Origin of the sequence: Flavobacterium sp. GSB-24 (assembly GCF_027924665.1) — a bacterium.
GTDB lineage: Bacteria > Bacteroidota > Bacteroidia > Flavobacteriales > Flavobacteriaceae > Flavobacterium.
The window spans coordinates 2,360,523-2,379,235 of sequence record NZ_AP027043.1; the positions used below are offsets into that span (position 1 = coordinate 2,360,523).

The following is an 18,713-nucleotide window of genomic DNA, read 5'->3' on the forward strand; positions in this document are numbered from 1 at the left end:
GCCTTTTATGTATTTTAATATGAGATAATTATCTTCTAAATTTATTGCGAACAATAATATCTTTTAGCTTAGCTTTCAGGTCTTCACCTGTATCAAAAACCATTTGTTCGTTATTGGGAAACGGAACTGGTCGTTTTGCAAAATAAGTTTGATAATTGTCTTCACAAGCATTTCGATCCCCTTTATATTTCGAATAAATATTCTCAAAAACAAATTCGCTGCTTATTGGAAACGTTTGCACCAGCTGATTCGATTTTAAATCCACATAATCGATTTTTGCCGTTACCTGACACGATTTAAATTGTCTAAATTCATAAACTGTAGCACGAAGAATTTTATAATTATCTACTTTTATTTCTCTACCCAAACTATCTTTTACAGGTCTTCCGCGGTTGTCCAAAAGCGTTTTTACACCATCTTTTATCTGTCTCTCTTTGCTGAATTCTTTTTCTTTAATTTGTTCTGGAGAAATATATATATCCCTAAAATTAATAATCAAACTATAATCATAGTTTACATTTTTTTGTCTTGCACTATGATAAACTGTCCATTTATCATTTAATCCGTAAGTTTTAAAATCCAGCAAATCATCCTGAAGCATCTTAGGAATTACCATATTGGTTTCGTTTTTTGCATAAACATCCACAAAATCGGTTCCTTTAAAAAGTGCATCATCCATTAATTTTTTGGTATTTTTATACCCAGGATTAATACTTTCCAAATACGAAAAATCATCATACGCTTTTCTGAAATCCATTTTGTTGTTCGATTTCAGAAGTGCAGAAGCATTCTCATACAAATATTTCGAAAGTGCATTTTTACTGTTCACAATCTCATTTGAATAATTGTCAAATCCAAAATTCGCATTTCTGCCTTGCTTTATTAATTTCAAAGGCAAAATCGGACTAATTTTTTCCTGACGGTTATTCAGCTGTAAATAAGTATTATAAATACGCTCTGCATTGGCAGGATTTGCATCTTTCGACAGCATTTCCAGATCACGCAGATCTCGGTCTTTCGCTTTTGCAAAAGCCTCTTCGAGTAAATACACATAATCTTGTTTTCCTTTCGAATCCTTATTAGTTCTCAATGCTTCAACAGCGCGGTCAATAGCACCATCATAATTTCCGTCGCTTATCAATGCCTGAGTCGTTTTTACGCCGCAGGAAGAAAGAGCCAAAAAGAATATAAAAAATAGTAAAGTAGTTTTTTGCATAGTATTTCTTTTGAAGGTGTAAATATATCTTTTTTAACTTTCAACAACTATGCCTTTTTTTGATTTATTTTTAGAAGCAGAAATACAGGTTTTCACAAGAACTTTTAGTCCCGCTTTCACCTTTATCTCTCCATTTCATTACGAGGATATCGGCTCTATCGGGGCTAGGATAGAACATTTTGTTTTCATAAAATCCTTTTTAAATTCGATTATTCGATTACTTTTTTATACTCAAAAGTACCAATTTGTGGAGTTGTAATAATTCTTTTCTGAGTATCAAAGTAGTCAATACTAAATTTTACAGGCATTAAGATTGCAATAATATTAAGCTCTTTATTGTCTTTAGACAACTTCCATTTCGCTTTGTGCGATTCGTCGCCAACCAAACTTTCAAAATCACCATTTTCTTTAAAAACCTGAAAAACCTGATCGGTTTTATAATATTCCTGAATATTTTTGTCCTTACCGTTTTTGGTCCATTTTACCAATTGCCATTTTCCAATAAGCTCTTTAGAAGTCTGTGCATTTGCTGATAAACCAATTAAAAGAACAAAAGCTAAAATTAATTTTCTCATTTTAAATAGATTAGAATTTAAGAATAAATTTAGTGAATTTCTGAATTATATAAAATCCTTTAATTATCCCAATTTTCAATCAAATTATCTTTCCATAATTTTTGGGCAAATTCTTTAAAAACTTTTGGACCTTTTTTGAAATTCTCATCCAATTTATATTCACCACCAATAAATTGTTTTTCGCCATTGTCGAGAACTCCAACTTGAACTCTGCTTTCGCCGCGCACCGCATATTTCTGATTCTCTTCGTACATAATAATTTTCATGTCACACGGACTCACATCACCGTGGCAGGTTGTTTTGTACATCAGCCAAGTTTCAGCGATTCCGTTATTGTTTAAATCAGTTACTTGAAAAGTATTTTTTACAAACGAAGCCACAATATCAACTGGGCAGTCTGCAATAAAATCGTAAACTTTCCAAGTTTGTTTTACTTCATTTCCAGAAATTATAAAATGATAAGCAAACAATTCAGCATCAGAGCTGTCTTCAAATTCATGCTCGAATTTTTTGTTTATATGATATCCTGTTTCGGTAGTAATAACAATATTATCGCCCAATTTGTCTTTCCATCGAACGGCATTTTTCACAAAACCTTCATATTTAATAGAAGATGGAAATTGTGTTGAATCGATTTTTTGTACGTTTAAAATAAAGTTTTCGTTTTCAGTTTTATTTAATTCTTGGTTTGTCGATTCTTTTGTTTCTGCTTTCTTCTCATCTTTACAACTTGAAAAGAAAATAAAACCCACTAACAAAATGACAATTTTTTTCATGGATAGTTTTTGGCTTTTAAATATTTTAATTTGTTAATAGTTTTTTGATCAATACAATTTGTCCTAAATGATAATAACTATGTTCCAGCATAGCTTCGATGTTTCTTTTGTAAGTTCCGTATTTTTCATCAACAAAAGCATGATCTAATTTTTCGTCAGGGATTTGCTCAACCAGCGAAGCGAATTCTTCAGCTTCATTCCAAAATTTAATTAAAAAGTTTTCCCATTCTTGCTGTGAATGAATAGGAGGAAAGTCGAAGCTGAATTTATCTTTTATATCCAGCGTTCCGCCTTTAAAAACATTGTTTATTCCGTTAATGTAATAATGAATGTGCTGCGCTAAAAGTGCGATCGTATTTAGGCTTTGAATTGGAGTAACTGCCATTTCCCAATTCAAGTTCTGCAGTTGGTCTTTGTAATTTGTGTTAGCAATCCAAGTTCCGTTTAAAATGACTTCTCTAAAACGATTCGCTATTTCTGTATTGTTTTTCATAATCAAAATAGTTTAGAAGTTAATTTGTTACAATTTTATTCCTGCTGAATCCAGTTGTATTTTCCGTTATCTAGATAAATAATCCCGCCTCCGCAGCTTTCTTCGGCGTGAATAAAGATTCCGTCATTTGGCAGTTTTATTTTATCTTCTTCTTTTACTTCTTCGTCGGTTATAATTTCGCCGTCGTCATTTACGTTATTCCAATAAATTTCACCTTTCGGTGCTTTTTCAAATATTCCAGCCCAATCAATTTCGTCAAAACCTTGGTCTAAAATTGTATTTCCCAGACCGAAATAATCTGTTCTTTTCCCATTTCCGTAAGTAATTTTTAGCCCACTTTTGTTGTTGTTTGTACTTCTTACAATTTCTACGGTTTCATTTTTTCCATCTCCATCGAGATCGCATAAAATTTGGTTCGTTTTATGTTTTTTTGAAATTACGATAGTGTCTGTTTTTTCGGTTTCAGATTCAGGAATACTCTGTACACTATCTTTTTGTACAACTGGAAAAGTTTCGGTTTTGATTTCCTTTTTACAAGACACAGCAATTAAAGAAAGGAGAATTAAAATTCTGGTTTTCATATTAGAATTTTTGGCTTGGAATTTAAAATGCTAATATAAAAAAATACCTACGAAATTCTACAATTTATCTTGTCGTAAACACATATCACTTAAATGTATTTCAGCCACCAATGATTATTTTCAGTCTTATATTTTCCGAACCATTGGCAAGGTTTGTAAAGCAGCGCAACAACAAAAATCCAAATTAAATAAATTGCCCAAAGATGTAAACCGCTTTCAATGCTTTTAGGTCTGCCAAAAGTTCCCGAAGCAAATTCCAATTGAGACCAATTAAAGCCTTGTGCCAAAAGTATAAAAAGCGTTAGAATATGAATAACATAAAAGTGAACAACAAAATAAAATAAGGGCACTTTTCCGTAAACCATAGTTGCTTTTTTAACCGTATTATGAAATTGTTCTGCAAAAGTGAGCAGTAAAAACATAATGCCTAAAGTAACCAAACAGAATAGGAGAGAAGGCGGATATTTGGTTACATTCATAAATGATAAAAAGGTGAAAGTTGAATCTTTTTGTGTAGTCCATAAAGCGGGATCACCATAAATATTTACCAATCGAATTACCGTAAATAAAGCTAAAGCACTCAAACCGATTTTTAAGAATAGTTTTTTTCTTTGTCCTTGTGCTAGTTCAAAGCATTTTCCTGCTGCAAAACCAACGAGCATAATTCCAAGCCACGGAATTGGCGGATAGCCCATAATAAATGCTTTTCCTGCAAATGGAAAAACAGCTGGTCCAAAGAGGGGAGTTAAGATGGTTTTTAAAACTGAATTTTCTGCAAACGGAATAATTGGCAGGAGATTATGGAAAAAGATAATTACAAGTCCCACAATGCCCAAAGTTTGAGAGCGGACTTTTAATAGTAAACTCAAAACAACAAACCCAAAACCTATTGTGGCTATGACTTCGAATAAAAGGGTATGAAAACCAATATCGAAAAACAATCCAAAATTGACAACTGTAAATTCAAGCAGGATTAACCAAAGACCTCTTTTTAATAAAAGCTGTCTGGTTTCGGCAGCATTGTTTTTGTTTTGAAGCGAAAGATAGGCCGAAGTTCCCGCCAAGAAAACAAAAATAGGCGCGCACAAATGCGTAATCAAGCGTGTAAAAAACAACAAAGGAGAAGTCGTTGCCAAATCGGTTGGGCTTTGTGTAATCGAATCGACATGCATTAAATCCCGAACATGGTCAAGAGCCATAATAATCATTACAATTCCGCGTACAATGTCTATCGATGGCTGTCGTTTCATGTTTTTGATTTTTAAATACTTAAGGGTAAAACTATGAATTATTTTTTAAGTTTTATAATCAATATTTTGACTTTAAAATTATTAAATGATAAAGTAAAATGAATTGCCTCCAGCTTTAGCGGGAGGTCACCTATAGCAAAAAAAAAATGGCTTTAGCCAAAATAAAATTTATTCATTTGGTTAAAGCCTATTCTAGTCTTATTATATGAACCTCAAGCTAAAGCTGGAGGCAATTGAAAGATTATTGCTTTCTAATTTTTACCTGATACACAATCTCCCAAAAAATAATAGAAAGAACCGCATTAGCAAAAATGGCCGTTTTAACCTGATATGGATCGTAATTTACAAGCAGATGCAGATTGGTAAACTGTAGAGCTAGGAACATAGCTAAAGCCGCAATCCCGACAGCGCAAAGTACGTTAAGCAAAGGTTTCCATTTTAGGGCAAAAAAAGCGTAGATGAGATTTAAAACTCCAAAACCAACTCCTAAAACTACAAACGGATCGCCTTTTATTTTTTCGTTTAACGACAGTAAGAAAGGTGTCGAAGTAAGATATAAAAAGAATAAGATGGAGTAAAGAAGAATTCGTATTTGTGGTTTCATTTTGTGTTTTTTTATCAAGCAAAATTAAGCATTTAAAATGAAGCTGTGATTAGGATTTATTGTAAAAGAGCTTCGATCTTAGTTTCAGATTTTTCTTTTAGCGGACTATCTGCCTGCAAACTCCAAATAATTAGAAATTTTCCTTTTGCCAGATATTCTTCTGGATGTTCAGCTGTTGGTTCGCCCGCTTTTCCCCAAAGCAAACCTTGCAGGAATCGATCGCCTTTAAAAACGTGATCAAATTCAAAATACATGATAGAACCTCGGTCTGCTTTGCTTTTAAAACTCTGAATGGCTTTATTTTTTACAGTTCCAACAATATTAGCATACGTTTCAATATCATTATAAAAAGTACAGGCTTGCGGCGTAATACAAATATTCCCGTCACTAACCATATAACCGCCTTTTGGAATTTCTTTTGGTTTTAGTTTTAAATCTGCGATCGTTTGGCTGAATAAATTTGTGGTAATTAGTAGGAGTAGGGTTGATAGGGTAATTGTGAATTTCATTGGTTTTGGGGATTGATTTGGTAAGGCTAAAATAATATTTTTTATTTGAGTTTAATTAAGTAAATCGTTTGTAAAACTGTTCGCTGTCTTTTGTATCTATTACAATTGTTTTGGCGCATAAATCTCCTAACCTTTGATTATAAGTAGAGTTTTTTATTAGCAATATTCCCAATAGTCCGAAAAACCAAAAATCAAGAATATCAAATAAATGTCGCATAAAAGATTGGCCTAAAGTTAAACTTGTAGTTTTGCTATCTTTTATAGAAATAACTTGTAAATCAAACATCTGATTTCCCAGCGTTGCTCCAAATTTTACTTCAAATCCAACCATGTAGCCAAACCATATTAAAAAATTGAAGAATGCGGGAAATCCTTGTAATTCATATCCATTTCTGGTTTTTTCTCCAAAGTATAGAAACATAACGAGGACTACTCCAAACATTAACGAATAGTCAATTAATCCGGCAAGGATTCTTTTTTTAAGATTGGGTTTTGTGGCAATTTGTTCTGAGGTCATTTTTGGTTTTTTAGTTTACAAAAAAAGCACAAAATCATAAGATATTTGTGCTTTTGCAAAATTTTATTTTTGAAGGAATTATTTCCCTTTTAATAATTTTTCTAAATACTCAACTTTGTCTTTTTCAGCCTGAACCAAACGTTCGTAAAGTTCTATAACTTTATCAAGCGGATTGAAATTACAAATATTATTATGACCAAAATTGCTGTTTGAAACGGAATCATTAAATGTATTAAAATAATTAAATACATTTTCTTCAGAAAAACTTTCAATTGCTTCTACTGTAACGCCTAGCGCTTCTGCAATTTTCGTAAGTTTTGTTTCGTCGATAGTTTCGCTTCCTTCAATACCAGAAATTGCCTGCTGATTTGTACCAATTGCCTGCGCAAGCGCTTCCTGCTTCATACCTTTAAGCTCTCTGATTCGGCTTATGTTTCTGCCAATATGTTTTGGTTTTGATGTCGTACTCATAAATTCAAAGGTATTTAATTTTTATGAATTACAAATATATGTTTTTTTGGACGAGAATATTTTAAAATCTCTAATTGGTTATGACTATCTAAATAAGAATTGGAAAAGATTTTTCAATTTATAAAACGATCAATAATTCTACTTTCAAAAGCATTGTAATAATCTCGTAATGTTATAAAATTTACAATTGGAATATTACTAATTATTTCAATTTCATTTTTAAAAAAACTAATAAGTTCTTCGATATTAACTCCATTCTCTTTCTCAATTGTATAATACAAATCAATAGGAATATTATGTCCAAAAATAGAGCCATTGATTTGCATTCTTATATCGCGCGCTATTGATGCAAGCAGTTCATTTTTTAAAACAGTTCCTTGATTCCTGTCTAGAAATAATCTTGGATCTTTATCTCTTATTTCATTTATATATGCATTTATTTGATCTATTATTCCTCGGTTAGCTCTTATGCTGAATTGTTTGTCTCTAATTTCAATAATTTCATTTTTAAATTTTTCAATTTTGTCATCAACAAATATTTTATCAGTAATATACTTTTGTTTTTCTGGGCCTTCATGCCATAATTCAATTTGTATTTCTAAAAAAATTGAAGATTTTTCTAAATCAATAAGATTTCTTAATAAGTCAAGTTCATTCATGGTATTTTTTATTAAAAAAATGTTTAAAATGTTTCCCTTTATCTAGCGTTTTACTACTACTAGTGATTTTGTTGATCACTAGTTTCGTCAATTAATTTGAATTTATCAATTTTAGATGAGATTGCATCTGAAAAGTCATTTGTTAATTCTAATGATTTTTCAAGTTTAAGAATTAGATCCTCCATTTGAAACATTAGTATTTTTTTTGCTTGATTTATATCAACTTGAATTCTTGGTAATGATTTTATGCTTTCATAAAAATTTGTCATTCCCACAATTGCCAAAGGAGTATTTTTTCTTAAAATGAGAATATTCTTTTTAGCTTCTTCTAAATCGGTGAGTGTGTTTTTCGTGTAAAATTCATCGGATAAATTAATAATGTTTGTTCCTGCTTTTATTGCATCTTCAAAGCTATTATAATATATAGGAGTTTCAGTTTCTAATCTATTTGAATAATCATTTAATATTTTGGCTGTTCTTTTCATAATCTCATTGATTGTGACTTTATTAGGGTGTGGAGATTGAGTAATTTTGATAAGCTGATTTGCCTTTTCTTCTATTTCACTTCCAACTGATTGTGTATATTCAGTAATTCTTGCAAGTGCAAGATTTGAATCATTTATTGAACTGGAAAACATTTCTTCATAATCTAAAATGCCTAAATCGTCATCAATTGAATTATTTGTAATTACATGGACTATTTCCGTAGTTCCATTTCTTTGTTTCTCAATGATTGAATTTAACCTCTTAGGAATATGGATTCGTAAATAATTTTTGAAATCATCAACAGAATTAAATTCCGAATAAAGCAATTTTTGCTCTTGTAATGATTTTTTAAATTCTCTAATCTTTATTAATTCTTCTGGGTCAATTTCATTTATAGTTTTCGGAACTGCATTTTTGAAATAAAATAGTATTTGAACTGAATTATTATCTGTATTATATTTTTTAATGGCATTATTAAATTCTTCTTGCGTTCCTGATCCAGATTCATCTGTTCGCGTTCCAAATTTTTTCCATATCATTCCTAAAAAAAGATCATAATCATTTCCAATATCTTCAGTAATTATTTTTTGTGGATGAAAATTAGATATCCCTGGAGCTGAATGAGTTTCCCATTTCAATAATTCAATAACTATATTATTTGCAGGTGAATAAGTTAAATTTAATTCAGAAACGACTTCTTCCACTGCAAATCTTTCTTCTTCTAAATCAGAGGGAGAAGCTAAAAAAATAGAATATTTAGTAATTTGTTTTGCCATAATTATTTATTTTAAGAGATTAATTTTATTTTAGTTAACTACGCGATTTTTTTTCAACATTTTGTAATTTTTTGGGTAGAATTTTGTAGTGAATTTCGCTAATTTAGTTTTTTTTTGAATATAAATATTATCGTGTTAAATTATTTATCTTGAATTTGAAATTTTTTTCTTAGTCAAAATCTACAATAAAAAATCCCGCCTCAATTAAGAAACGGGACTTCGTAGATATTCTCTTTTTTTTTATTTTAAACTGTTGCAGCAATTTCTTCTGGCAACGGAATTTGATTTTTAAGTAAATCTTCGAAAGTTTCGGCTTGGCGAATCAAGATTCCTTGTCCGTTCATCCAAAGAACTTCGGCTGGTTTGTATCTTGAATTGTAGTTCGAAGACATTGAGAAACAATAAGCTCCAGCGTTTCTGAACGCTAAAATATCGCCTTCTGTAATTTCTGAAATTCTGCGGTTGTTGGCAAAAGTATCCGTTTCGCAAATGTATCCTACAACAGAGTAAAAACGCTCTTTTCCTTTTGGGTTTGAGATGTTTTCGATATGGTGTGAAGATCCGTATAACATTGGACGAATTAGGTGGTTGAAACCACTATCAACTCCAGCGAAAACTGTTGATGTTGTTTGTTTTACTACGTTTACTTTTACTAGGAAATGACCTGCTTCGCTCACCAAGAATTTTCCTGGTTCGAAAATCAAAGTTAAATCTCTGCCATATTCTGCACAGAAAGCATTGAATCTTTTAGATAATTTTTTACCTAATTCTTCGATGTCTGTTTCGATATCGTCTTTTTTGTAAGGAACTTTAAATCCACTTCCGAAATCTAAGAATTCTAGATCTTTGAAGTTTTTCGCTGTATCGAACAAAATTTCAGCAGCATACAAGAATACTTCGATATCTAAAATATCAGATCCTGTGTGCATGTGAATTCCAACAATGCTCATTTTTGTGTTCTCCACAATTCGTAAGATATGCGGAATTTGGTGAACAGAGATTCCGAATTTACTATCGATATGTCCAACAGAAATATTTGCATTTCCACCTGCCATTACATGGGGATTGATACGAATACATACCGGAATCTGCGGATATTTTGTTCCGAATTGCTCCAGAATAGATAAGTTATCAATATTGATTTGTACACCCATTGCGGCAACTTCTTCGATTTCTTCTAGAGAAACTCCGTTTGGTGTAAAGAAAATTTTGTCAGGATCATAGCCAGCATGAAGTCCCAATAAAACTTCTTGAATTGATACAGTATCTAAACCAGACCCCATGTTCTTTAATAACTGAAGAATCGCAACGTTTGACAATGCCTTCATGGCGTAATTAACTCTCAAGTTTTCTACCTTAGAGAAAGCTTTAGTTAACCTATTGTACTGAGATTGGATTTTTTCGGCATCATAAACATATAATGGACTTCCAAATTGGTCTGCTAACTGCAGTAAATCTTTTGCTTGCATTTTTAAATCATTTTGGGCAAAGTTATTACACTTTTATCTACTGACAAATAATTTGTAGAAAAATAACAAATTATAACAAATTGTTTGTTTTTAAACAAAAAGTTGGTTGTTTTGGATTTTTATAACCTTTTTTAAGGTGCTAAGGTTATGAGATACTAAGATAGTAAGTTTTTTTTCAATGAATTCACGAATTTGACTAATTCTTAAAATGTTGCTAAGAATTTTTTGCCACAGATTTTAGTGATTAGCACAGATTATTTTTTAAGAATTAAGTTAAAGTGAAAAAAAATAAATTAGTGGAAATTAGTGTAATTCGCAGCAAACAAAAAATCCTTTTAATCTGTACAATCCTGTGGCTAAAAAAAACAAAACCCTTGAAGTGAGTTCAAGGGTTTGTAAGTAGTTATGTTGTTTCTAGGAATAAAGATTAAATAAAATGCAAGGAAAAACTTAGCATCTTAGAACCTCAGAACCTTAAAATTAAAGACTCGGTAAATCTCCTTTTCCTTTAGTAGGCAGGTTAGTAGATCCCATAAGGAATAGATCTACCTCTCTTGCTGCTTCGCGACCTTCTGAAATAGCCCACACGATTAATGATTGTCCTCTTCTCATATCACCAGCAGTGAAAATGTGAGGTACGTTTGTCTGATAGTTATGCGCTTTGTAATTGCTTCTAGCATCAGTTTCAATTCCTAACTGCTCGCTTAACGTTTTCTCTGGTCCTGTAAATCCAAGAGCCAATAACGCTAAATCGCAAGGCCAGATTTTCTCAGAACCTTCTTTTTCGATTAATTCAGGTCTTTGTCCTGGAGTCATTTTCCATTGTACTTCAACGGTTTTTAGTCCAGTTAATTCTCCTTTATCATTAGAAATGAATTCTTTAGTATTGATTAGCCAGTTTCTGTCGCAGCCTTCTTCGTGAGAAGAAGATGTTTTTAACTGCAACGGCCAGAAAGGCCAAGGAGTTGACTCGCTTCTTCCAACTGGAGGTTTTGGTAAAATCTCAAAGTTAGTAACCGATTTAGCTCCGTGTCTGTTTGAAGTTCCGATACAGTCAGAACCAGTATCTCCACCACCAATAACGATTACATCTTTACCGGTTGCTTTAATTTGATCTGGAATTGATTCTCCAAATAATACTTTAGTCTGCTGCGTTAAGAAATCCATTGCCTGAACAACACCTTTGCTTTCGATTCCTTTAGTTGGCAAGCTTCTTCTTTCTGTTGCTCCTCCGCATAAAACGATAGAATCAAATGCATTTAATTCTTCTACGCTGAAGTTAACACCAACGTTTACGTTTGTTTTGAAAGTGATTCCTTCTGCTTCAAGAATTACTACACGTCTGTCGATAATTTCTTTTTCTAATTTGAAATTCGGAATGCCGTAACGTAGTAAACCTCCAATAGCATTGTCTCTTTCAAAAACTGTAACGGTGTGTCCAGCTCTGTTTAATTGCTGTGCTGCTGCTAAACCAGCAGGTCCAGAACCAATAACGGCAACTGTTTTTCCAGTTCTTGTTTTTGGAGCTTGTGGTTTGATCCATCCTTCAGCAAAACCTCTTTCAACAATGTTTTTCTCGATGTTTTCGATAGATACAGGATCTTTAATGATTCCTAATACGCATGCTTTTTCGCATGGAGCAGGGCATAAGCGTCCTGTAAATTCTGGAAAGTTATTAGTAGACTGTAAAATCTCTAATGCACTCTGCCACTCTTCCTGATGTACCATGTCGTTGAAGTCTGGAATTAAATTTCCTAACGGACAACCGCTGTGGCAAAAAGGAATACCACAATCCATACATCTTGAACCTTGTTCTTTTATTTTATCTTTTGCTAACGGAATAGTAAATTCGTTGTAGTTCGAAACACGTTCTGCTACTGCTAAATTACTTTCGTCGGCTCTATTATATTCTTTAAATCCGCCTATTTTACCCATGACATTTTAAATTAAATTCCAATTTCTTTAAATTCCAAATTCCAATCCTTCGACTTCGCTCAGGAAGACATTTTCATTGGCATTAACATTGCCATTGGAATTTGGAATTTTATTTTTTGAAATTGATTTTTATCCAGCTATTAATTCTTCTATTTTTTTCTCTTCTGCAATTCTTTGTAATGCTTTTTTGTAATCAGTTGGCATTACTTTTACGAAGTGCTTTTGTTCATTTTCCCAGTCTGCTAAAATTCTTTTTGCTAATGGACTGCTTGTGTACAATGAATGATTTTTGATCAATCGTCTTAGTTTGGTAACGTCCTCGTCTTCCATCGGATCGAATGCAACCATTTCCATGTTACATACTGTCGAATCGAATTTCTTATTTGGATCGTAAACATAAGCTACACCACCGCTCATACCAGCTGCGAAGTTTCTTCCTGTTTTTCCTAAAACCACCACTGTACCACCGGTCATGTACTCGCATCCGTGATCTCCAATTCCTTCAACAACTGCTGTTGCTCCAGAATTTCTCACACAAAAACGCTCACCGGCCATTCCGTTAATATAAGCCTCTCCGGTAATAGCTCCGTAAAGGGCAACGTTTCCAATAATGATGTTATCTTCAGGTTTGAAGGTTGCAGTAGGAGGTACTTTTACAATTAGTTTTCCTCCAGAAAGACCTTTTCCTAAGTAATCATTACAGTTTCCGTGAATTTTAAACGACAATCCGTTTGTTGCAAAAGCACCAAAACTTTGTCCGGCAGAACCTTCAAAATCAACTAAAATAGTGTCTTCAGGTAAACCTTGTGCGCCATATATTTTTGAGATTTCGTTACTCAAAATCGCACCTACAGAACGGTCTGTATTTTTAATTTTAAAGGTTACTCTTGTTTTCTCTTTTCTATAGATTGACGGAATTGCTTCTTTGATGATGTCAAAATCCAATACGTTTTCAAGTTGGTGATCTTGAGTAGTTGTATTATGATTTGGCTCTGTTTTGGCTTTTTCCGGTTTGTATAGAATTGTAGACAAGTCTAAACCATTTGCTTTATAATGTTTAATGGCTTTGTTCACATTTAATTTTTGTGACTGTCCGACCATTTCTTTTAAAGTTCTGAAACCTAACTGCGCCATGATTTCTCTTAGTTCTTCAGCAATAAAATACATGAAGTTGATTACGTGCTCTGGAGTTCCTTTGAAATTTTTTCTCAATTCTGGATCCTGAGTCGCGATACCAACCGGACATGTATTTAAGTGACAAGCTCTCATCATGATACATCCAGAAGCAACAAGAGGCGCAGTTGCAAAACCAAATTCTTCTGCTCCTAATAATGCAGCGATAGCAACGTCACGACCAGTTTTCAACTGTCCGTCACATTCTAAAACTACACGGCTTCTTAAATCGTTTAAGATCAAAGTCTGCTGTGCCTCAGCTAAACCAAGTTCCCAAGGAATACCTGTGTGCTGTAAAGATGTTAATGGTGCAGCTCCCGTTCCTCCATCATAACCAGAAATTAAGATTACGTCAGCTTTTGCTTTGGCAACACCGGCAGCGATAGTTCCAACTCCAACTTCAGAAACTAATTTTACGTTTACACGCGCTTCACGATTGGCATTTTTCAAGTCGTAAATCAATTGAGATAAATCCTCAATAGAATAAATATCGTGGTGAGGAGGAGGCGAAATCAAACCTACATAAGGTGTAGAGTTTCTTGTCTCAGCAATCCAAGGCACAACTTTTTCTCCAGGTAACTGTCCACCTTCACCAGGTTTCGCTCCCTGAGCCATTTTGATTTGGATTTCTTTAGCGTTTGTCAAATAGTTGATCGAAACACCAAAACGTCCTGAAGCAACCTGTTTAATTGCAGAGTTTCTAGAATCTCCGTTAATTTCTTTTTGGAAACGTCTTGGATCTTCTCCACCTTCTCCAGAATTACTTTTACCACCGATTCTGTTCATGGCAATTGCTAAATTCTCATGCGCTTCCTGGCTGATAGAGCCGTAAGACATTGCGCCTGTTTTGAATTTCTTAACAATTTCTGTCCAAGGTTCTACCTCGTCAATAGAAATTGGATCTAAATTGTTGAATTCAAATAAACCTCTAATAGTCATTAAGTTTGAGCTTTGCTCGTTAACCGCATTAGAGTATTCTTTATAACTTTCTGGGCTGTTTAAACGAACCGCTTGTTGTAATTTAGAAATAGTAGTTGGGTTAAACATGTGTTTTTCACCACCGCGTCTCCATCTGTAAATACCTCCAATTTCAAGAGAAAGCAAGTTTGCAATTTTTGAATTTGGGAAAGCTTTTTGGAAACGTTTTTTAACCTCTTTTTCAACTTCCATTAAACCAATTCCTTCAATTCTAGATGGAGTATAAGGGAAATATTTTGATGTAAATGTTTTGTTTAAACCTAAAATCTCGAAAATTTGGGCAGCTCTGTACGAATGTAATGTAGAGATACCAATTTTGTTCATGATTTTTACGATACCTTTTGCAATTGCTTTATTGTAATTTACAATTGCATAATCAGCTTTTACACCTGTAATAAATCCTTGGGCAACTTGATCGTAAATGATTTCGTTTACCATGTATGGATTGATTGCACTTGCACCGTATCCAAACAATAAAGCAAAATGATGCGGTTCACGAGGCTCTGCAGATTCGATGATGATTCCGAATTTAGAACGAACCTGTAAAATGTTCAAAGAGTGATGAATGTATGAACAAGCCAATAACATAGGAATTGGAGCTAATTCTTCGCTTACACCTCTATCTGATAAAATAATGATATTACATCCTTCAGAAACAGCTTTGTAAGTTGCCTGAACACATTTTTCTAGCGCGCGCTCTAAACCGTTAACTCCTTTTTCTATTTTGTATAAAGTAGAAATAGTAGCGGATTTGAAATCTGGGTGATCAATGTTTCTAATTTTATCCAAATCCTCGTTAGAAATAACTGGATTTTGGATTTTTAGTTTTTTACACTGCTTAGATTCAATTTCAAAAATATTGAAATCGCCGCCCACTGCTAAACTGATATCCGTAATAATTTCTTCACGAATACCATCCAAAGGCGGGTTAGTAACCTGAGCAAATAATTGTTTGAAATAGTTATACAACAATTGAGGCTGGTCCGACAATACTGCCAAAGGCGTATCGTTACCCATAGAACTGATTGCTTCAGCTCCTTGTCCTCCCATTGGGTTGATGATTGTTTTTAAATCTTCAATAGTATAACCAAATAACTTTTGTCTAGTTACGAAATCTAATTTTTCAACAGGAGTTGGGTTATTTGTGTATGGGATTTTAGCTAAAGGCAATAAGTTAGCATCTAACCATTCTTGGTAAGGACGTTTTGTTACAATTGCTTTTTTAACTTCTTCGTCTTCAATAATACGACCTTCGTTCATATCAACCAAGAACATTTTTCCTGGCTCTAAACGACCGTGCTGAATTACATCTTCTGGATCGATATCTAGTACACCAATTTCAGATGACATAATTACGAATCCGCTTTTTGTTAAAGTATAACGAGAAGGACGCAGACCATTTCTGTCTAACAAGGCACCAATAACGTTACCATCTGTAAACGGAATAGAAGCGGGACCATCCCAAGGTTCCATAATACAAGCGTTGAACTCGTAAAATGCTCTTTTTTCTGGAGACATTGTCTGATGTTTTTCCCAAGCTTCTGGAACAACCATCATCATTGCCTCAGGAAGAGAACGACCTGTCATTAATAAAAGTTCAACCACCATATCCATAGAAGCAGAATCTGATTTTCCTTCTAAGATAATTGGGAATAATTTTTTGATATCATCGCCAAAAACAGCACTCTGCATAAGCTCTTCACGAGCACGCATACGGCTAACGTTTCCACGAAGTGTGTTGATCTCACCATTATGACACATGTATCTAAACGGTTGAGCTAAGTCCCAAGAAGGGAATGTATTTGTAGAGAAACGCTGGTGTACAAGTGCTAAACGAGTCACCAAGTCTGGATCTTTCAAATCTATATAATAACGGCTGATGTCTTCCGGCATCAATAGACCTTTATATATTATAGTAGTTGTCGATAAACTAGTAAAATAAAACATGTGGCTTTCTGAGGTTTTAGATCCTCTTACGGCATGTTCAGCAATTTTTCTAGCTGCAAAAAGTTTTGCATTAAATTCTTGTTCAGTTAAGTTTTGTCCGTTTTTAGAAACGAAAACTTGTTTAACTGTTGGTTCTTTTTCTGCGGCGATTTGCCCTAAATTTTCAACGTCAACAGGTACATCTCTCCAACCTAAGATCTTTAAGTTTTGATCTTTAATAGTTGCTTCAAATGCATTAATACAAAAAGAAACCTGGTTTTTGCTTTTTGGTAAAAAAACCATTCCTACTGCATACTCACGCGCTTCTGGGATTTCAAAGTCACAAACTTTCTTAAAAAAATCATGAGGGATGTCGAATAAAATTCCGGCCCCGTCACCAGTTCGTCCATCAGAACTAACTGCACCACGATGTTCCAATTTAATTAAGATGTCTAATGCTTTGTGAATGATATCATTTGACTTAATACCATTCAAATTACAAATAAATCCTGCACCACAATTGTCGTGTTCAAATTCAGGCAGATAAAGCCCTTGTTCTTTAACTCTCATTCTTGATATTTTTTCTACAAAAATAAAGATTTCGTTAAACATAATGTATTGAAATTATGTATTCGCTTTCATTTTTATAGTAATATTAGAAAAAGGGTTCTTAAATGATAATATTATTATATAAACGATTGCGAATTATCAAAATCATAATTGACAATAAAATATATTAAGAAAAATCGTCTCTAAGGTATTGAATTCAGTGAAGTTTTTGTTAAATATCAAACGTTTTAGCGGTTTTGTGTTAACATTAACAAAGTGTTTCGTTAACTATTTGTTTGCTTTCAAAAAGTTTCAACGTTTAATACCTATGGGTAACATTTATTTAATTGAAAAAGATTTTACTATTAAGTTGTATTTTGTTACTTTTGTCGCACTTTTATTCTGAAATAAATTCAGAACCAGACAAATTCTATATTATGAACATACACGAATATCAAGGAAAAGAAATTTTAGCGAGTTACGGAGTACGCGTACAACGCGGAATTGTGGCTAACAATGCGGTTGAAGCTGTAGCTGCTGCAAAACAATTAACTGCCGAAACTGGTACAGGATGGCATGTAATAAAAGCGCAAATTCACGCAGGTGGTCGTGGAAAAGGTGGTGGAGTTAAGCTGGCAAAAAACTTACAACAAGTTGAAGAGTTAGCAGAACAAATCATCGGAATGCAATTGATCACGCCTCAGACTCCGCCTGAAGGTAAAAAAGTAAACAAAATATTAGTTGCAGAAGATGTTTACTATCCAGGTGAAAGCGAAACTTCTGAATTTTATGTTTCTGTTTTATTGAATAGAGGTACAGGACGCAACATGATTATGTATTCTACTGAAGGTGGAATGGATATCGAAGAAGTTGCTGAGCACACACCGCACTTAATCTTTACTGAAGAAATCGATCCAGCTGTTGGATTGCAAGGTTTCCAAGCTAGAAGAGTTGCTTTCAACTTAGGTCTTTCTGGAAATGCTTTCAAAGAAATGGTGAAATTCATCGATGCATTATACAATGCTTACATTGGTTCTGATGCTTCTATGTTTGAAATCAACCCAGTTTTAAAAACTTCTGATAACAAAATCTTAGCTGTTGATGCTAAAGTAAATATCGACGATAACGCTTTATACAGACAACCTAAATATGCTGAAATGAGAGATATCCGTGAGGAGAATCCAATTGAAGTTGAAGCTAAAGAAGTTGGTCTAAACTATGTTGACCTTGACGGTACTGTAGGATGTATGGTAAACGGAGCCGGTCTTGCAATGGCAACTATGGACTTAATTAAATACGCTGGCTTTGAGCCTGCTAACTTCCTTGACGTTGGTGGAACTGCTGATGCTAAACGTGTTGAAACAGCTTTCAGAATTATCTTGAAAGATCCAAACGTAAAAGCTATTTTGATTAACATCTTCGGAGGAATCGTTCGTTGTGACCGTGTTGCTCAAGGTGTTGTTGATGCTTACAAAAACATGGGAGACGCTATCAATGTGCCAATTATTGTTCGTTTGCAAGGAACAAATGCTGAAATTGCAAAAGAATTAATCGACAACTCTGGTATGCCAATCTTATCTGCAGTTCAATTCCAAGAAGCTGCTGATCAAGTTAAAGCTGCACTTTCTTAATCAAATAAGAAATCAATTTATATAGAAAATCCCTTCGATATTCGGAGGGATTTTTTTGTGGGTAATTTAACCGCAATGAGCGCAAAGTTTTTTTTATTTATAGGATTTAATATAACCGCAAAGTTCGCAAAGCTTTATC

The 18,713-nt window shown here is 33.5% G+C and carries 16 protein-coding genes; 1 reads left to right on the top strand and 15 read right to left on the bottom strand.

Annotation, left to right across the window (positions count from 1 at the left end; translation table 11 throughout):
- Window positions 1-28 precede the first annotated feature (28 nt).
- The 15 genes from QMG60_RS10330 to gltB all read right to left on the bottom strand — a co-directional run bounded on the left by QMG60_RS10330 (window position 29) and on the right by gltB (window position 16,964).
- The gene (locus tag QMG60_RS10330; protein ID WP_281867762.1) at window positions 29-1,216 is read right to left on the bottom strand and encodes a hypothetical protein; all 1,188 of its coding nucleotides are present in this window, start codon (window positions 1,214-1,216) and stop codon (window positions 29-31) included.
- Between the two features lie 209 nt (window positions 1,217-1,425).
- The gene (locus QMG60_RS10335; protein ID WP_281867763.1) at window positions 1,426-1,791 is read right to left on the bottom strand and encodes a hypothetical protein; all 366 of its coding nucleotides are present in this window, start codon (window positions 1,789-1,791) and stop codon (window positions 1,426-1,428) included.
- Between the two features lie 59 nt (window positions 1,792-1,850).
- A complete protein-coding gene (locus QMG60_RS10340; RefSeq protein WP_281867764.1) occupies window positions 1,851-2,567 on the bottom strand; it encodes a hypothetical protein in 717 nt (238 codons plus the stop codon).
- Window positions 2,568-2,592: 25 nt separating this feature from the next.
- Window positions 2,593-3,060 carry a DUF1572 domain-containing protein gene (locus QMG60_RS10345; RefSeq protein ID WP_281867765.1) on the bottom strand — a complete coding sequence of 156 codons (468 nt, stop codon included), beginning with the start codon at window positions 3,058-3,060 and terminating at the stop codon, window positions 2,593-2,595.
- 35 nt (window positions 3,061-3,095) lie between these two features.
- The gene (locus tag QMG60_RS10350; RefSeq protein ID WP_281867766.1) at window positions 3,096-3,641 is read right to left on the bottom strand and encodes a hypothetical protein; all 546 of its coding nucleotides are present in this window, start codon (window positions 3,639-3,641) and stop codon (window positions 3,096-3,098) included.
- A gap of 89 nt (window positions 3,642-3,730) precedes the next feature.
- A complete protein-coding gene (locus QMG60_RS10355) occupies window positions 3,731-4,891 on the bottom strand; it encodes a heparan-alpha-glucosaminide N-acetyltransferase domain-containing protein (RefSeq protein WP_281867767.1) in 1,161 nt (386 codons plus the stop codon).
- A gap of 241 nt (window positions 4,892-5,132) precedes the next feature.
- Window positions 5,133-5,495 (bottom strand): hypothetical protein, encoded by a 363-nt coding sequence (locus QMG60_RS10360; RefSeq protein ID WP_057119247.1) that lies wholly within the window; start codon window positions 5,493-5,495, stop codon window positions 5,133-5,135.
- Between the two features lie 56 nt (window positions 5,496-5,551).
- Window positions 5,552-6,004 carry a hypothetical protein gene (locus QMG60_RS10365; RefSeq protein WP_281867768.1) on the bottom strand — a complete coding sequence of 151 codons (453 nt, stop codon included), beginning with the start codon at window positions 6,002-6,004 and terminating at the stop codon, window positions 5,552-5,554.
- Between the two features lie 55 nt (window positions 6,005-6,059).
- Complete coding sequence (locus tag QMG60_RS10370; protein ID WP_057119242.1) at window positions 6,060-6,521, bottom strand: RDD family protein; 462 nt, start codon at window positions 6,519-6,521, stop codon at window positions 6,060-6,062.
- 78 nt (window positions 6,522-6,599) lie between these two features.
- Complete coding sequence (locus QMG60_RS10375) at window positions 6,600-6,992, bottom strand: helix-turn-helix transcriptional regulator (protein WP_281867769.1); 393 nt, start codon at window positions 6,990-6,992, stop codon at window positions 6,600-6,602.
- A gap of 113 nt (window positions 6,993-7,105) precedes the next feature.
- Entirely contained in the window at window positions 7,106-7,651 is a 546-nt protein-coding gene (locus tag QMG60_RS10380; RefSeq protein ID WP_281867770.1) for a hypothetical protein, read from the bottom strand.
- A gap of 59 nt (window positions 7,652-7,710) precedes the next feature.
- Entirely contained in the window at window positions 7,711-8,913 is a 1,203-nt protein-coding gene (locus QMG60_RS10385) for a DUF4062 domain-containing protein (RefSeq protein ID WP_281867771.1), read from the bottom strand.
- Window positions 8,914-9,158: 245 nt separating this feature from the next.
- Complete coding sequence (gene lysA, locus QMG60_RS10390) at window positions 9,159-10,382, bottom strand: diaminopimelate decarboxylase (protein ID WP_134140629.1); 1,224 nt, start codon at window positions 10,380-10,382, stop codon at window positions 9,159-9,161.
- 480 nt (window positions 10,383-10,862) lie between these two features.
- On the bottom strand, window positions 10,863-12,317 hold the full coding sequence (locus QMG60_RS10395; RefSeq protein WP_057119234.1) for a glutamate synthase subunit beta: 1,455 nt from the start codon (window positions 12,315-12,317) through the stop codon (window positions 10,863-10,865).
- A gap of 129 nt (window positions 12,318-12,446) precedes the next feature.
- Complete coding sequence (gltB, locus tag QMG60_RS10400; RefSeq protein WP_281867772.1) at window positions 12,447-16,964, bottom strand: glutamate synthase large subunit; 4,518 nt, start codon at window positions 16,962-16,964, stop codon at window positions 12,447-12,449.
- 416 nt (window positions 16,965-17,380) lie between these two features.
- On the opposite strand from gltB, the gene sucC reads away from it, so the two are divergent.
- On the top strand, window positions 17,381-18,574 hold the full coding sequence (sucC, locus tag QMG60_RS10405; protein ID WP_057119874.1) for an ADP-forming succinate--CoA ligase subunit beta: 1,194 nt from the start codon (window positions 17,381-17,383) through the stop codon (window positions 18,572-18,574).
- Window positions 18,575-18,713: the final 139 nt, after the last annotated feature.

Coding starts and splice junctions, on each gene's coding strand:
- QMG60_RS10355 (WP_281867767.1), bottom strand. CDS start 4,891: ATGAAACGACAGCCATCGATAGACATTGTACGCGGAATTGTAATGATT.
- QMG60_RS10385 (WP_281867771.1), bottom strand. CDS start 8,913: ATGGCAAAACAAATTACTAAATATTCTATTTTTTTAGCTTCTCCCTCT.
- QMG60_RS10330 (WP_281867762.1), bottom strand. CDS start 1,216: ATGCAAAAAACTACTTTACTATTTTTTATATTCTTTTTGGCTCTTTCT.
- QMG60_RS10345 (WP_281867765.1), bottom strand. CDS start 3,060: ATGAAAAACAATACAGAAATAGCGAATCGTTTTAGAGAAGTCATTTTA.
- QMG60_RS10395 (WP_057119234.1), bottom strand. CDS start 12,317: ATGGGTAAAATAGGCGGATTTAAAGAATATAATAGAGCCGACGAAAGT.
- QMG60_RS10365 (WP_281867768.1), bottom strand. CDS start 6,004: ATGAAATTCACAATTACCCTATCAACCCTACTCCTACTAATTACCACA.
- QMG60_RS10380 (WP_281867770.1), bottom strand. CDS start 7,651: ATGAATGAACTTGACTTATTAAGAAATCTTATTGATTTAGAAAAATCT.
- QMG60_RS10375 (WP_281867769.1), bottom strand. CDS start 6,992: ATGAGTACGACATCAAAACCAAAACATATTGGCAGAAACATAAGCCGA.
- QMG60_RS10340 (WP_281867764.1), bottom strand. CDS start 2,567: ATGAAAAAAATTGTCATTTTGTTAGTGGGTTTTATTTTCTTTTCAAGT.
- gltB (WP_281867772.1), bottom strand. CDS start 16,964: ATGAGAGTTAAAGAACAAGGGCTTTATCTGCCTGAATTTGAACACGAC.
- lysA (WP_134140629.1), bottom strand. CDS start 10,382: ATGCAAGCAAAAGATTTACTGCAGTTAGCAGACCAATTTGGAAGTCCA.
- QMG60_RS10350 (WP_281867766.1), bottom strand. CDS start 3,641: ATGAAAACCAGAATTTTAATTCTCCTTTCTTTAATTGCTGTGTCTTGT.
- QMG60_RS10360 (WP_057119247.1), bottom strand. CDS start 5,495: ATGAAACCACAAATACGAATTCTTCTTTACTCCATCTTATTCTTTTTA.
- sucC (WP_057119874.1), top strand. CDS start 17,381: ATGAACATACACGAATATCAAGGAAAAGAAATTTTAGCGAGTTACGGA.
- QMG60_RS10370 (WP_057119242.1), bottom strand. CDS start 6,521: ATGACCTCAGAACAAATTGCCACAAAACCCAATCTTAAAAAAAGAATC.
- QMG60_RS10335 (WP_281867763.1), bottom strand. CDS start 1,791: ATGAGAAAATTAATTTTAGCTTTTGTTCTTTTAATTGGTTTATCAGCA.